This is a genomic window from Bradyrhizobium sp., assembly GCF_035570375.1.
Classification (GTDB): Bacteria; Pseudomonadota; Alphaproteobacteria; order Rhizobiales; family Xanthobacteraceae; genus Bradyrhizobium.
Map to the genome: position 1 here is coordinate 40,277 of NZ_DATMLW010000078.1, position 14,513 is coordinate 54,789.

Here is a 14,513-nt window from a genome sequence, read left to right on the forward strand (position 1 = left end):
TCAAAGTGGCGCGTTCGTGCGGTGCACCAAAAGCACCCGCGAGGAGTTCTCGATGATTGGTCTAGTACTTGTGACCCATGGCCGGCTTGCTGACGAGTTCAAGGCCGCACTCGAACATGTCATGGGTCCACAAAAGCAAATCGAAGCCGTCACGATCGGGGCAGAGGACGATGCCGATTTGTGTCGAAGCGACATTATCGAGGCGGTCAATCGTGTCGACAGTGGCGATGGTGTCGCCATCCTCACCGATATGTTCGGCGGCACGCCATCGAATCTCGCGATCTCCTGCATGAGCCGCCCGAAGGTGGAAGTGCTCGCAGGCATCAATCTTCCCATGCTGGTCAAGCTAGCCAAGGTTCGCGAGGAGCGATCGCTTCCAGACGCCATTGCCATGGCCCAGGAGGCCGGCCGTAAATACGTGACCATTGCGAGCCGCGTGCTCGCCGGCAAATGAGCGACGAGGGTTCGTCGCCCGGAGACGTTCCCGGCCCCAGCATCCCGCCGGGCGCAATTTCCCGCGAACTTCCGATCATCAACAAACGAGGTCTCCACGCACGCGCTTCCGCAAAGTTCGTGCAGATGGTCGAGCGTTTCGACGCCGAAGTGTGGGTGACGAAGGGCAGCGAAACCGTCGGCGGCACTTCGATCATGGGCCTGATGATGCTCTCCGCGGGTCCCGGCACGTCCATCACCGTCTCGGCAAGCGGACCGGAGGCGCAGGCTGCACTGGATGCCATCACCGATCTCGTCGCTGGCAAGTTCAACGAGGAAGGCACGTGAGAGCTGCTCCCTCGCCCCGCGCTTGCGGGGAGAGGTGAGCGAAATCATTTCGCCGGCGGCACGATATAGACCTTCCAGGTCGAGGAAGGACCGGGGTGTCCGCGGAAAAAGCGTTGCGTGCTGACGGCGAGTTGCTCGGCGTTCTTGGCGTTCTCCGCCATCCAGGCTTCGCAGATCGGCAGCCGGTAGTCCGAGGTATCGCAGATTCCGATAAAACCGAGGCGCCTTGCATCTTCCAGCGAGGTCAGACCCGAGGACCAGATTTCGCCGGGCGTAAGCGGCGCTGGATGATCCGGACTGTAAAACGTCATCGGCTCGCCGATTTCCGTGGTGCCGGCGACCACGGCCCAGCGGCTGTGGAATCGTTGATGCCACATCTCGGTCAGTTCGCGGGCAAGCTGGGAGCGCGCCGTGTAGCTTGCAGACGAATTGCCCGCGATTTCGCGAAGCGCGATGCCGGGTGAGGCAAGCAGCGTTGCGAGCGTCAACACCAGCCAGATCGCGGCAAGGCGGAACAACGCGATGGCCGGAAGGCGCAGCGCGGGAATGGCCACCAGCGCCAGCGGGGTCAGAAAGAACAGCGAGATCCCCCAATCGGTCTTCATGTAGACCTTGAAAATCAACGCGCCGAGCGGCGGGCCGATCGCGACCACGAGCTGAATGATCCAGATGTTGAGCGCCTGCGATGTGTTCACGCCGGCGTTGGGACCCGGCGACCAGACACGCGAAGCCGCAAGCGAGGGACGACGCAGCAAGCCTGTCCAGAAAATCGCGAGCGCCGCCAGCGCCACCGGCAAAGCGAGCAACGCCAGATTATGGCCGATATACCCGCGAACCAGGATCGCGCTCTGCGCGAAGTCTGAAAGTCCATAGACGTCACCGGCATAGGTCAGCGGCACGAACTCCACCTGCTTCAGCCAGATCAGATGTGGAATCATCGCCACGACGGCGACCAGCATCGCCACCCACGGCGCCGGCGAGCGCAAGAATCTCAGCCGGTCGGGATGAATCAGCGCGGCGAGCCCGATCGCGCCGATCATGGTAAGCACCCAGTATTTCGTCATCAGCGCCAATGCAGCGGCGAGCCCGAGCCAAATGCCCGCGCGGACGTTGCGCTTCTCGAAGGCGTACAGATAGGCGAGCACCAAAAGCGGCAGGGTGACGAGCTGCAAGAGATCGGGGTTGTACTTGTATCCCTTGAAATTGAAGATCGGATAGATCGCGAGCATCACCACGACAAAGAACGCGCGGCGATAATCCACGACGCGCAGCGCAATCAGCCAGCATATCACCATGCCGACGGCGAGAATCGTCATTGCCAGCGCATAGGTGGACCAATCGGCAATCGGGAACAGCTTGAACCAGAGCCCGGCGACCCAGCCCGACAGCGGAGGGTGCTTGCCATAGCCGAGCTGAAATTTCTGGCCCCAGGCGAAGGCTTCGGCGACGTCCATGTGGACGTCCTGCGCCGCCTTGAGATTGATCAGGATGAAAGTCCACAGAACCGCATGGGCCGCCGCAAAGCCGATCACCAGCACCGGAGCCTCGTGGCGGTCCGTTGCGGATGCCACCAGCCACGCCGCCAGCCGGCGTGGACTGAGCCAGCGGCGGCGGGATACCCGGGCGGAGGGCGAAAATGATGCTGATGACATGCCGTCGTGGTCTCTTGTTACAGCGGCCCCCGACGAATCGAAAGGTGCCGCTATTCGATATCAAGTTCCGACTGGCGGATCCCGCGCTTCTGAACTAGCGCGTTTTTCACTGAAGTGGAATCAGCTTGGCGTGAAGAAGCCTCGCCGGAATGGCTTAATATGGTTGCCGCGCGGGAATGCGAATGCTATCCCGCGCCCATGACATCCATCCCTGTTTCGAACATCCGCAACTTCGCCATTGTTGCGCATATCGACCATGGCAAATCGACGCTGGCCGACCGTCTGATCCAGACCACCGGGGCGCTGCAGGCGCGCGAGATGAAGGAACAGGTGCTCGATTCCATGGATATCGAGCGCGAGCGCGGCATCACCATCAAGGCGCAAACCGTGCGCCTGACCTATGCGGCCAGGGACGGCAGGACCTATATCCTCAACCTGATCGACACGCCCGGTCATGTCGACTTCGCCTATGAAGTATCGAGGTCGCTTGCCGCGTGCGAAGGCTCGCTCTTGGTGGTCGACGCCAGCCAGGGTGTCGAGGCGCAGACGCTCGCCAATGTCTACCACGCCATCGATGCCGGCCACGAGATCGTGCCGGTGCTCAACAAGATCGATCTTCCCGCCGCCGAACCGGATCAGGTCAAGCAGCAGATCGAGGACGTGATCGGCATCGATGCGTCCGACGCGGTGATGATTTCGGCCAAGACCGGGCTTGGCATCGACGAGGTGCTGGAAGCCATCGTCCACCGGCTGCCGCCCCCGAAGGGTGACCGCGAGGCTTCATTGAAGGCGCTTCTGGTCGACAGCTGGTATGACGTCTATCTCGGCGTGGTGGTGCTGGTTCGGATCGTCGATGGCGTGCTCAGGAAGGGCCAGCGCATCCGGATGATGGGCACCAACGCGGCTTACGAGGTCGAGCGCGTCGGCTTCTTCACGCCGAAGATGCAGCAGATCGAGGAGCTTGGTCCGGGCGAGATCGGCTTCATCACCGCCGCGATCAAGGAAGTGGCCGACACCCGCGTCGGCGATACCATCACCGACGACCGCAAGCCGGTGACAGAGATGTTGCCGGGGTTCAAGCCGGCCATTCCCGTCGTGTTCTGCGGCCTGTTCCCGGTCGATGCCGACGATTTTGAAAGCCTTCGCGCGGCGATGGGGAAATTGCGGCTCAACGATGCGAGTTTCTCTTTCGAGATGGAAACCTCCGCTGCGCTCGGCTTCGGCTTTCGCTGCGGTTTTCTCGGGCTGTTGCATCTCGAAATCATTCAGGAGCGGCTGCAACGCGAATTCGATCTCAACCTGATCGCAACCGCCCCTTCGGTGATCTACAAGATGCACCTCACCGATGGGCAGGTGATCGAGATCCACAACCCCGTCGACATGCCCGACGTGGTCAAGATTGCCGAGATCGAGGAACCCTGGCTCGAGGCCACGATTTTGACGCCGGATGAATATCTCGGCAGCGTGCTGAAGCTGTGTCAGGACCGGCGCGGCTCGCAGAAGGAGCTCACCTACGTCGGCAACCGCGCCATGGTGAAATACGAATTGCCGCTCAACGAGGTGGTGTTCGATTTCTACGATCGTCTCAAGTCGGTCTCCAAGGGCTACGCCTCGTTCGATTATCATCTCACCGATTACAAGCCGGCCGATCTCGTCAAGATGCAGATCCTCGTCAACGGCGAGCCGGTCGACGCGCTCTCGATGCTGGTTCACCGCACCCGCGCGGAAGGCCGCGGCCGCGCCATGGTCGAGAAGATGAAGGAGCTGATCCCGCCGCACATGTTCCAGATCCCGATCCAGGCCGCGATCGGAGGCAAGATCATCGCGCGCGAAACCGTGCGCGCGCTGCGCAAGGACGTCACCGCCAAATGCTATGGCGGCGACATCACGCGCAAACGCAAGCTTCTGGAGAAGCAGAAGGAAGGCAAGAAGCGGATGCGCCAGTTCGGCAAGGTCGACATCCCGCAGGAAGCTTTTATTGCCGCGCTGAAGGTGGATAGTTGATTGTTCATCTACTTAAAGTAGTAGTTCCAAATGCCCACTTTCCTGCAGGATATGCCGCGTCACTCGTTCGATCTTGCGGAGCCCCGTCGATCTGACTTTGAGGGAGTGAGATTTGCGCATTATCGGGCTTTGCGTCGCCGCGTGGCTATTAATGTTAGCGGGTAATTCTGTAGCCCAAGAAACATTCGATCAGAAATTTGGCAAAGCAATCACGGATAGCGCCGTATCGGAGGCTATCAAGCTAGCTCTGACAAAGATTCAGACTGCGACTTGCGAATCTAACAAGCCTTGCGCACCCGCGAGCTCGGATGAGTTTTCGCGACCTTCCATATCATTGGAAGATGGCCGCGCAGCAATGGTTTTGCCGTAAAGTCTGCTCTAGCGCAGTGGTGCGTCTCGATTGGAAACGCAGTTTTCTGCCCATGATTGCTTTTGGCAAAGGCCAGAAGAGAACGAGCGATCGGCAGCTACAGTTGATGACGCTGATCCATGGTGATTTCCAAGATCGGCAGCTAGCGACCTACGTGAAGTCGGGCCAATGTCCGCCAACTCTACGAAGCCAGTTGGATGCTCAGCTTCCCAAGCTCAATTAACGAATTTCGCTCAAACCGTTGCTTTTTCGCCGTAACATGTTACGGTCCTTCCATGGCCACGACCCCAAGAAAGTCAAAACCCCGCACCCCCTAACAGCGCATGGCCGCGCGTCGCGCGCGGCTGCGCGCGCAGGGGCTGCGTCCGGTGCAGCATTGGGTGCCGGATTTGCGCAATCCCAAGGTGCTCGCGGAAATTCGCCGCGAGGCAAAGCTGATTGCACGGCATCCCGAAAATGACGCGATCGATGACTGGATCGAGCAGGTCTACGATTGGGAATCGTCGAAATAACGCGAGGTCATGTCGTGCTGACGGTCGTCCCGAGCGATCTGGGAAGACCGCGGCCCGGCATCGTCGTTCGAGCCGACGAATTGATCGCCGACTTTTCGGCCATACTGATCTGTCCCGTTTCGTCGGACCTGCAGGACAGACATTTGCTCCGGCCACTGATCGAACCCGCACCGGAGAACGGCCTTCGCCTGCGGTCGCAAATCATGACAGATAAACTGGTCGCACTACGCCGTGACCGCATTCGGCGGGTTATCGGCCGCATCGACGCAAAAACATCTGAAAGGCTTGACCGCTCGCTCCTTCTTGTCCTCGGACTGGCAAGGTGACAGGCATGCTTGCCGCGCTTGCGCATCCGGCGATCCCCATCTTGATCCGCGCCGCCAGATGGACCAACATGGCCCGCAATTGATCACTCGATAAAGGGCAAGGAAATCCCATGAACAAGCCCGAAGCCTTGAAGCCCGAAGCCTTGGGCGCCTCGGGCCTCGTGGAACGGGCCAGGGCGCTGGCACCGCTGATCGCGCAAGAGGCCGACGAGATCGAGCGGACACGCCGCCTGACGCAACCGGTGGTTTCCGCGCTGATCGAAAACGGGCTTTATCGGTCGCTGCTGCCGCAGAGTTTTGGCGGGGCGGAGGCGCCTCCGGAAGTGTTCATGCAGATGCTGGAGGAGATCGCGAAAGCCGACGCCTCCACGGCGTGGTGCCTCGGCCAATGCTCGGTCTGCGCCATGACGGCGGCGTATCTCGATGCGGATGTCGCGCGCGAGATTTTTGGCAAGCCGACCGACATCCTGGCCTGGGGCGCGATTGCCAACGAAGTCCATGTCGTCCCCGGCGGTTACCGCATCACCGCGCGCTGGGATTTCGCCAGCGGCTCGCGCCAGGCGAACTGGCTCGGCGCGCATGTCCAGGTGCTGGAAGCCGACGGCACCAGGCGGATGAAGCCGAACGGTACGCCGGAAATCCGCACCATCGTTTTTCCGGCGACAAAAGCCACCATGCACGATGTCTGGGACGTCATCGGGCTGCTCGGCACCGGCACCGACTCCTATTCGGTCGAGAATTTGTTCATCCCGGAAAACTTCGCGGCGCTGCGCGACGATTTCACGGCGCTGCGCGAAAAGGGACTGCTCTACAGGATCACCACCTACACCATGTTCGGACTGGGTTTCGCCGCGATTTCGCTCGGTGTCGCCCGCGCCACGCTCGATGCGGCCGTTGATCTCGCCCGCGCCAAGCACTCGGTCGGCATCACGGCGATGCGCGAGAACAGTGCCGTTCAGGGATTGATCGGCCGCACCGAAGGAAATTTACGGGCGGCACGCGCCTATCTCTATTCGACAGCCGCAGCCGCCTGGCACGATTTGACCCGCAGCGGAAATCTCGGCGAAGAGCACCGCGCGGCGATCCGCCTTGCTTCGACCTGGACGATCCATCAGGCGGCTTCGGTGGTTGACGCGGCCTATCACATGGCCGGCGCCACCGCCGTGTTCAGGGCCAACCCGTTCGAGCGACGCTTCCGCGACATGCACGCCATCGCGCAGCAGATCCAGGCCCGCGACACCCATTATGAGGACGTCGGCACGAACATCCTGACCAACAGCGCGTTGCCGCGCGGACCGACCATCTAGTGCTCCGATTCCGAAGTTCGCAAATATTCGCAGCGACCTGTGATGCGCACTTCGGAATCGAAAGAACACTAGAGCCTTTTCGCTTCTGATTGAATCAGAACCGAGGCTCTAATCTTTTGTTTTGACGCGTTTTCTTCACGCGAACCGGTATCCACTTCGCTCGAAAACGCTATAGCTAGTTAATGCTTCTAGTGCGGTTTTTGAATTTGAAGTTCCTATGATGAGATTGCAGCAACAGTGATAGGGACTTCAAATTCACCGCACTAGCCGCATGATCCGAAAAAGCGTGAACAGCGCGAGCTGTTCAGAAGCGATGGACGCTTCCCTGGGCGGATTGCGCGAGGCCGCGTCATTTCCTACTCGGCCGGGCAAAGCCTTGCACCACCGCCTTGGCTCTGGCTCTCACCTATCATCTGAACAGGCGCAGAAGCGCACGGACCAGATAATTCGCGACCCAGGCACCGGCTTTTGTCGCCCACCGACGGCCGTTTCATGATTGCGCCCCAAAACTCCGCTTTATCGAATCATGACGCACTTTCGCAAAAATGCTTGCGACGACGCTAGAGATGGACCCTGCGCAGCAAAACGCGATTGGCGTTGCATATCCGCGATCAACGGATTCCAGGCGTTACGCGCGTAATGTAGAATGATGCCATGAATCGCCGGTACATTTTCCTCCCTTTTTTCCTCGTCTTCGCCGGTGAAATCGCAGCCGGTGCCGCGATCGCGCAGGACAAGGGAAGCATCAACCCCAAGCCGCTGCCGCCGCTCGCCAATCCGAAAGATCCCACGATCGGCGCCAGGGAATTGTTCGCGCGCAAGGTGCTGCCGACCGCGATGCCGACGCGGGCGATCGGTTTTTACTCCCACGGCTGCATCGCCGGCGCGCAGGCGTTGCCAATCAACGGAAAGACCTGGCAGGCGATGCGGCTGTCGCGTAATCGAAACTGGGGACATCCGGATCTCGTCGCGCTGGTAGCGCGCCTGTCGGCCAAGGTGCACAAGGAGGCCGGCTGGCCCGGCATCCTCGTTGGCGACATGTCACAGCCGCGCGGCGGCCCGATGCTCACCGGACATGCCAGCCATCAGGTCGGTCTCGATGCCGATATCTGGCTGACGCCGATGCCGGACCGGCAATTGTCGCGCGAGGAACGCGAGGAGATGCCGGCAGTGATGATGGTGCGGCCCGACCGGCTTGATATCGATCCGAATGTCTGGATGCCGGGCCATCTGATAATGATTCGCGACGCGGCGCAGGAGCCAAGCGTGCAGCGCATTTTCGTCAATGCCGCGATCAAGAAAGCACTATGCCGCGAAGCCAAAGGCGACCGCAGCTGGCTTTCCAAGATACGGCCGATGTACGGCCACGACTATCATTTCCATATCCGCATCAAATGCCCGTCGGGCGGCACCGAATGTGAGAGCCAGCCGGAACCCACCGAAGGCGAGGCCTGCAGTCCCGCGGATCTCGCCTATTGGTTCAGGGACGAGGTGATCCACCCGAAGCCGCAAATTGAGCCACCGAAGCCGAAGCCGCTGACCATGGCGCAACTGCCTCCTGCCTGCCGCCAGGTCCTGGCCGCGCCGGACGCAAAGCACTAATATTCCGGCGAGGACTATCGCTGCAGGTTGCAAATGCGTTAATGTCCACCACCGTCGACGCCGCAAGCGCGAAGGCCCCGCCGGGACGATGGTCCCTTCCCAGTTCGACCAGAGAGCCGTCACGCACGCGGTGTCACCGCACGGCTCAAAATCGCGAGAGCCATCATGCGTATCAGTGCGCGCAACCAGATCAAGGGCACCGTCGTAGACGTCAAGAAAGGCGCAACAACCTCCCATGTGCGGGTCGATATCGGGAACGGGCAGATCATTACTTCCGCGATCACCAATGAGGCGGTCGATGAGCTCGCCATCAAAGTCAGGGACCAGGTGACCGTCGTCGTGAAGGCCTCCGACGTCATGATCGCGGTGCACTAATGATGCGAGCGCTAATCTGTGTCGCGTTGGTCCTGCTCGCAGCCGCCCCTGCAAGGTCGGCCGAAGAGCCAAGCGGCTGCGACAAGTTCAAATGGAATATCGATCACGAGCGCGCCGCACTCACCGCACCGGATCGCGCCAGGCTTGCCTCGGGCACCGAGATGACCAGTTTGACTTCGAGCGGAGCCATACTTGCTCTCAGTGCGCCGGCCGAGGCGAAGCTTCCCACCCCGCCGGAACGCGCACCGAAAGAGGGCACATTCGCCGGTTTCGTCAGTTTCAAGGCGCCATCCAAGCCCGGAATCTACACCATCAGCCTGTCGGCGGGCGGCTGGGTCGACCTGGTGCAGGACGGGCATGTCTTGAAGCCGAAAGCGTTCAGTGGCGTTACCGACTGCGACGGTATTCGCAAGACCATGAAATACGAGATCTCGGCAAGCCCGTTCGTGCTTCAGGTCAGCGGCGTCAGGGAGAATTCGGTTTCGATTGCCATCCTGCCCTCCGAATGATGCTGACGGGCAAGACCCGTCGTCCGCGGCAATTTTAACGGTTTTACCAGCCTTGCGAGCCTGTTATGGTTTTGCGTGCGATAACCACCTGATGGCCGTAAGCCGTCAGGCCACAGTGGAACGCGCTTTCTGCCCGTCGCATCTCACCTTGACCAATACCTGACATCGCGCGCGAGCGCGCGGTCGGGCACGGAGCGCGCCCATGGTTCGGCTTGCCGCAGTTTTTGTCACCATCGCGATCCTGTGCGGATCATCCTCTTCGCCTGCCCCGGCAAAGGACAAAAACATCACGGTTTTTGCCGCGGCATCGATGAAGAATGCGCTCGACGACGTCGATGCGGCCTATGCCGCCAAGACCGGCATCAAGGTGATCGCAAGCTATGCCGCAAGTTCGGTGCTGGCAAAGCAGATCGAGCAGGGCGCGCCGGCAGACGTTTTTATCTCCGCCGACACCGACTGGATGGACTATGCCATCGATAAGAAGGCGGTCAACGCCGCGACGCGCGTCAATTTGCTCGGCAACAGCCTTGTCCTGATCGCGCCGAAAGACTCCGGCATCAACCAGGTCACGATCGGCCCCGGCTTCGATCTTGCGAAGCTCGCCGGCAGCGGCCGGATCGCAACCGGCGACGTAAGCGCCGTACCGGTCGGCAAATATGCCAGGGCGGCGCTGGAAAAACTCGGCGCCTGGCAGGCCGCCGAGTCGAAATTCGCGATGGCCGAGAGCGTGCGGGCGGCGCTGACGCTGGTGGCGCGCGGCGAAGCGGCACTCGGGATCGTCTACGCCACTGACGCGCGTATCGAGCCCGGCGTGAAAGTCATCGGCACCTTCCCGGCTGACTCCCACCCCCCGATCATCTATCCGGTAGCGGCGACGACGACCGCAAAACCGGAAGCCCTCTCCTATCTTTCCTTTTTGCGGTCGTCGGCCGCCAAAGCCATCTTCGAAAGATTCGGATTCTCGTTTCTCGTAAGCCCAACCACCTAAATCCTCGTGCTTGAACTCTCGCCAACGGAATGGACAGCGATCGAGCTTTCGCTGCGGGTCGCTACGGTCGCCACACTCGTGGGTACCCCGCTTGGCATCGCCGTGGCCTGGCTGCTGGCGCGTCGCGAATTCTGGGGCAAGGCGCTGGTGGATGCGCTGGTCCATCTGCCGCTGGTGCTGCCGCCCGTCGTCACCGGCTATCTGCTGCTATTGACCTTCGGGCGGCGCGGTCTGGTCGGCGAATGGCTCGCCGACCATCTTGGAATCGTATTCGCGTTTCGCTGGACGGGCGCGGCGCTCGCCTGCGGAATCATGGCGTTTCCGCTTTTGGTGCGGCCGATCCGGCTTTCGATCGAGGCCGTCGACCGCAGGCTGGAGCAGGCTGCGGGAACTCTCGGGGCCGCGCCCTGGCAGGTTTTTCTGACGGTAACCTTGCCACTGGCGTTGCCGGGTGTGCTCGCCGGGATGGTGCTCGGCTTTGCCAAGGCAATCGGCGAATTCGGCGCGACCATTACCTTCGTGTCGAACATCCCCGGCGAGACCCAGACCATTTCATCCGCGATCTATTCGCTGATCCAGTCGCCGGAGGGCGACAGCGCCGCGCTGCGGCTGGTGGTGGTTTCCATATTGCTGGCGATGGCTGCGCTGATTGGCTCGGAATGGTTTGCCCGGCGCGCCTTGCGGCGTTTGCACGGAAATTGATCATGCTGCAGGTGGACATCTCAAAGCGGCTCGGCGAATTCGTGGTCGAGGCTTCCTTCGCAAGCGAAGGCCGCGTCACCGGACTGTTCGGCGCCTCAGGCGCCGGCAAGACCTCGCTGATCAACATGATCGCCGGATTGCTGCGGCCCGATCGCGGCCGCATCAGCATCGACGGCGAGACGCTCGACGACACGGCTGCGTCGGTGCGCGTCCCGGTTCATCGCCGCCGAATCGGCTATGTCTTCCAGGATGCGCGGCTGTTTCCGCATCTCGATGTGCGCCAGAACCTCGATTATGGGCGGCGCATGAATCGCCTTGCCGACGACGCCGCGCAGCGCAAGCGTGTCACCGGTCTGCTCGACATCGGCCATCTTCTGGACCGTCGTCCAGGCCGTCTGTCCGGCGGCGAACGCCAGCGCGTGGCGTTGGGACGCGCCCTGCTGTTGCGACCGCGCCTGCTGCTGCTCGATGAGCCGCTGGGATCGCTCGATGAAGAACGCAAGGTTGAGATCTTGCCTTATCTCGTTCGCCTGCGCGATGAAGCCGGCATTCCGATGGTTTATGTCAGCCATGACGCTTCCGAAATGCGCCAACTGGCAAGCCAGGTCGTCATGCTCCAGCGCGGTCGCGTGACCGCGCTGGGCGGAGCGGAAGTGTTACCAAATCCACCGCTCTAGGAACGCTCTGCTCGGGCGCGCGCCGCGACCATGACTTTCACGGCTAGCGGTTGACCCAAAGCACGTCACCGGTGGTGGCGTCGACAGCGACCTCAATATAACGGCCGGTCCTGTCCCGACCCTGGATTTCCCATTTATCGCCGGCAAATTGGGTGTGGGATACGGTGGTCAAACCAATATCGGTCGCAACGTCCAATGCTTCCTGCATCGAAAGGAGGCCGCCCGTGTCATAAGCCATGACCGGCGTTGCGCTTGCGAGCGCTATCACTGCGACGATGGGGATGATGTATTTTCGCATGGGTCACTCCTGGTCGATTCCATGTAGCTGTTGCATCCCGCAACCAGAGCTCCGATTCCGAAGTTCGCAAGCAATCGCGGCGACCAAATTCGCCGCACTAGTGCGATGTATCTGCGACATGGCTGAGAAACCATTCCGGGCGCGATGTGTTCCCATTTTGCTGCCACGGAACTGCGCAAATCTTCGGCTGTTGCGGCATTTTCTTGACTGCTCTCTGGTAACAAAAGCGAGGGCTTCCGGACCCTGGTGGCAACCGGCTTTCGCGTGAAGGCCCAGAGGCCAGTTCGCCAAATTCAAATTCCCGCGACCGACGACCAGAAATTCTTGAGCTTGCGTTTGAGTGCTTCGAAGCCCGTCCTCACGGGAACTTCCTCGGGATCTTCGGGCAGGCGAAGGCCTACCACACTGACCCTTCCACCGCTGATGCTGCGCGCCACCAGCACAATGGGATTGAGTTCCAAAGTGGCGCCTTCCTTCGGCGCGTGGTCGAGGTGAATGTCAAAATAATCGGCAAGCGTCAGTCCGGCCTGCTCTTCGTCGAGCGCCACGCCGTAGACATCGACCAGTTCGCCAAGCGTGTGCTCGCCGGAAACAGTGAAATCGCCAAGCAGATGCGGGTCTGGCGCCGAGCTCGGCGACATGTCGATGAAGAATCGATCCAGGGCCTCGGCTTTTTCCGGCGGCGCCAGCAGGTAGATGTAGTCGCCGGGGCGGACGGGATCGGCCTCGATTGGCGAGAGGATGTGTTCGTCGCGGATCACCAGCGTCGGCTTCGACCAGGACGGGATCAGGCCGCGCCGGAAGTAAAGGCTCTTCGGCCGCACGGAGTACCCGACCAATTGCTGCTCGAGCTGACCGGGCAGATCGAGTTCGACGCGACGGGGACCGCGTTCGGCGCGCGGCAGGGCGACATGGAGCCGCCGCGCCGCTGCGGTCAGAGTCCAGCCCTGCAGCAGCAGCGAGATGATGACGACGACAAAAGCGACGTCGAAGTACAGATAGGCCTTGGAGAGCCCAACCAACATCGGGATCGAGGCCAGGAAGATCGCGACCGCGCCGCGCAGGCCGGTCCAGGCGATGAAGATCTTTTCCCGCCAGTTGAACCGAAAAGGTGCGAGACAAAGAAACACTGCAACCGGGCGTGCAACGAGCATCAGCACCAGCGCGACGATCACCGCCGGCAGGATGCTGACGACGAGCCGTTGCGGCGATGCCAGCAGACCCAGCAGAACGAACATCACGATCTGTGCCAGCCAGGTCGCGGCGTCCAGGAACGTCACGACCGAATTGTGCGCGCGCGTCGGCTGATTGCCGATAATGATGCCGGCGAGGTAGACGGCCAAAAACCCGGAGGCGTGCGCGATCTGCGCCACGCCGAAGATCACCAGCGCCGCGGTGGTGACGAAAGGTCCGTGCAGGCCCTGCGGCAGCGCCACGCGATTGAGCCCCAGCACCACCAGACGGCCGCCGATGACGCCGGCGATGGCACCGAAGACGGCCTCGCGGCCGAGTTCCAGCAAAACATGCGTGACTGAACTTTCGCCGACTGAAATCAGTTCGACCAGCATCAAGGTGAGGAACACCGCGAACGGATCGTTGGTGCCGGACTCCGCTTCCAGCGTTGCGCCGACGCGCGGGCGCAAGCGCAGCCCCTGGGCATGGATCAGCAGAAATACGGCGGCCGCGTCGGTGGAGGCGACCACGGCGCCGACCAGGAGCGCCTCCGTCCAGTTCAGGTCGAGCGCGTATCTGGCGACCGGCGCCGTGATCAGCGCCGTCAAGAGAACACCGATGGTCGCCAGCACCATCGATGGGGCGAGCACAGTGCGGATATTTTGAAAGCGCGTTCTCAGGCCGCCATCGAACAGGATCAGCGCAAGGGCAACCGATCCCACCAGATAGGTCGAGTGCAGGTCATCGAAGTGTATCTTCCCGGGGCCGGATCCGCCGGCGAGTACGCCGATCAGGAGAAACACCAGCAACAACGGCGCACCAAAGCGTAGCGCAAGCAGGCTCGACAAAATGCCGGCCATGACGAGCACGGCACCGAGCAGAATGGCGATACTGACCGAATCCAGAGAGGTCATGGGCTTTCTGCAAATCCTGGTGTGGCGGATTAGACATTCGCTTCGGTATCACCGCGAGTCCTCATAGTGAATGTCAAATCCAAATCCACATCGAAAACCCGATATTTGCCGGTGTCCCTCTGATTTCCTGTCAGAACCGGGACACCAGTGGCCCGATTCTGACATTCGCATCCCGCTACAGCCGACACTTTTGCGAATGTTAGAGGGACCATAGTAAAATGTAAGATTCTGGTGGAGTTTGGGATTTGGCATTCGCTGGCGAGTTCGCGACCGGTTGCGCAGCGAATGTCAAATCCACTCCACTAGTATTTGCATCCTTATCGT

Annotated in this window: 16 protein-coding genes; 13 read left to right on the top strand and 3 right to left on the bottom strand. The window is 61.0% G+C overall.

What is annotated here, in order from left to right; genetic code table 11:
• Positions 1 to 52 precede the first annotated feature (52 nt).
• Both VNX23_RS08675 and VNX23_RS08680 read left to right on the top strand, forming a co-directional pair.
• Positions 53 to 454 carry a PTS sugar transporter subunit IIA gene (locus tag VNX23_RS08675; RefSeq protein ID WP_079573044.1) on the top strand — a complete coding sequence of 134 codons (402 nt, stop codon included), beginning with the start codon at positions 53 to 55 and terminating at the stop codon, positions 452 to 454.
• The gene (locus tag VNX23_RS08680; RefSeq protein WP_325629047.1) at positions 451 to 780 is read left to right on the top strand and encodes an HPr family phosphocarrier protein; all 330 of its coding nucleotides are present in this window, start codon (positions 451 to 453) and stop codon (positions 778 to 780) included. The genes VNX23_RS08675 and VNX23_RS08680 overlap by 4 nt, the downstream gene beginning before the upstream one ends.
• 44 nt (positions 781 to 824) lie before the next feature.
• Here the strand turns inward: VNX23_RS08680 and VNX23_RS08685 are convergent, their stop codons facing one another.
• Positions 825 to 2,432: a glycosyltransferase family 39 protein gene (locus tag VNX23_RS08685; RefSeq protein WP_325629049.1), complete on the bottom strand. Its 1,608-nt coding sequence runs from the start codon at positions 2,430 to 2,432 to the stop codon at positions 825 to 827.
• Positions 2,433 to 2,630: 198 nt separating this feature from the next.
• On the opposite strand from VNX23_RS08685, the gene lepA reads away from it, so the two are divergent.
• The 11 genes from lepA to modC all read left to right on the top strand — a co-directional run bounded on the left by lepA (position 2,631) and on the right by modC (position 11,804).
• Positions 2,631 to 4,436 (top strand): translation elongation factor 4, encoded by a 1,806-nt coding sequence (gene lepA / locus VNX23_RS08690; RefSeq protein ID WP_325629051.1) that lies wholly within the window; start codon positions 2,631 to 2,633, stop codon positions 4,434 to 4,436.
• 341 nt (positions 4,437 to 4,777) lie between these two features.
• Positions 4,778 to 5,029 (top strand): hypothetical protein, encoded by a 252-nt coding sequence (locus VNX23_RS08695; RefSeq protein ID WP_325629053.1) that lies wholly within the window; start codon positions 4,778 to 4,780, stop codon positions 5,027 to 5,029.
• 100 nt (positions 5,030 to 5,129) lie between these two features.
• Positions 5,130 to 5,318, top strand: a complete 189-nt coding sequence (locus VNX23_RS08700) for an antitoxin MazE family protein (protein ID WP_325629055.1) — start codon at positions 5,130 to 5,132, stop codon at positions 5,316 to 5,318.
• Positions 5,319 to 5,332: 14 nt separating this feature from the next.
• Positions 5,333 to 5,644: a type II toxin-antitoxin system PemK/MazF family toxin gene (locus tag VNX23_RS08705; protein ID WP_325629057.1), complete on the top strand. Its 312-nt coding sequence runs from the start codon at positions 5,333 to 5,335 to the stop codon at positions 5,642 to 5,644.
• 110 nt (positions 5,645 to 5,754) lie between these two features.
• Positions 5,755 to 6,951, top strand: a complete 1,197-nt coding sequence (locus tag VNX23_RS08710; RefSeq protein ID WP_325629059.1) for an acyl-CoA dehydrogenase family protein — start codon at positions 5,755 to 5,757, stop codon at positions 6,949 to 6,951.
• Between the two features lie 654 nt (positions 6,952 to 7,605).
• On the top strand, positions 7,606 to 8,553 hold the full coding sequence (mepA, locus tag VNX23_RS08715; protein ID WP_325629061.1) for a penicillin-insensitive murein endopeptidase: 948 nt from the start codon (positions 7,606 to 7,608) through the stop codon (positions 8,551 to 8,553).
• A gap of 165 nt (positions 8,554 to 8,718) precedes the next feature.
• Entirely contained in the window at positions 8,719 to 8,928 is a 210-nt protein-coding gene (locus VNX23_RS08720; protein ID WP_325629063.1) for a TOBE domain-containing protein, read from the top strand.
• 2 nt (positions 8,929 to 8,930) lie between these two features.
• Entirely contained in the window at positions 8,931 to 9,437 is a 507-nt protein-coding gene (locus tag VNX23_RS08725) for a hypothetical protein (protein ID WP_325629193.1), read from the top strand.
• A 202-nt stretch (positions 9,438 to 9,639) separates the two neighbouring features.
• Positions 9,640 to 10,425, top strand: a complete 786-nt coding sequence (gene modA / locus VNX23_RS08730) for a molybdate ABC transporter substrate-binding protein (protein ID WP_325629065.1) — start codon at positions 9,640 to 9,642, stop codon at positions 10,423 to 10,425.
• Positions 10,426 to 10,431: 6 nt separating this feature from the next.
• Positions 10,432 to 11,127, top strand: coding sequence for a molybdate ABC transporter permease subunit (gene modB / locus VNX23_RS08735; RefSeq protein ID WP_325629067.1), 696 nt, complete (start codon positions 10,432 to 10,434; stop codon positions 11,125 to 11,127).
• A 2-nt stretch (positions 11,128 to 11,129) separates the two neighbouring features.
• Positions 11,130 to 11,804: a molybdenum ABC transporter ATP-binding protein gene (gene modC / locus VNX23_RS08740; protein WP_325629069.1), complete on the top strand. Its 675-nt coding sequence runs from the start codon at positions 11,130 to 11,132 to the stop codon at positions 11,802 to 11,804.
• A gap of 43 nt (positions 11,805 to 11,847) precedes the next feature.
• On the opposite strand, the gene VNX23_RS08745 is transcribed toward modC, so the two are convergent.
• The gene (locus VNX23_RS08745; protein ID WP_325629071.1) at positions 11,848 to 12,102 is read right to left on the bottom strand and encodes a PepSY domain-containing protein; all 255 of its coding nucleotides are present in this window, start codon (positions 12,100 to 12,102) and stop codon (positions 11,848 to 11,850) included.
• Positions 12,103 to 12,395: 293 nt separating this feature from the next.
• A complete protein-coding gene (locus VNX23_RS08750) occupies positions 12,396 to 14,189 on the bottom strand; it encodes a potassium/proton antiporter (protein ID WP_325629073.1) in 1,794 nt (597 codons plus the stop codon).
• Positions 14,190 to 14,513: the final 324 nt, after the last annotated feature.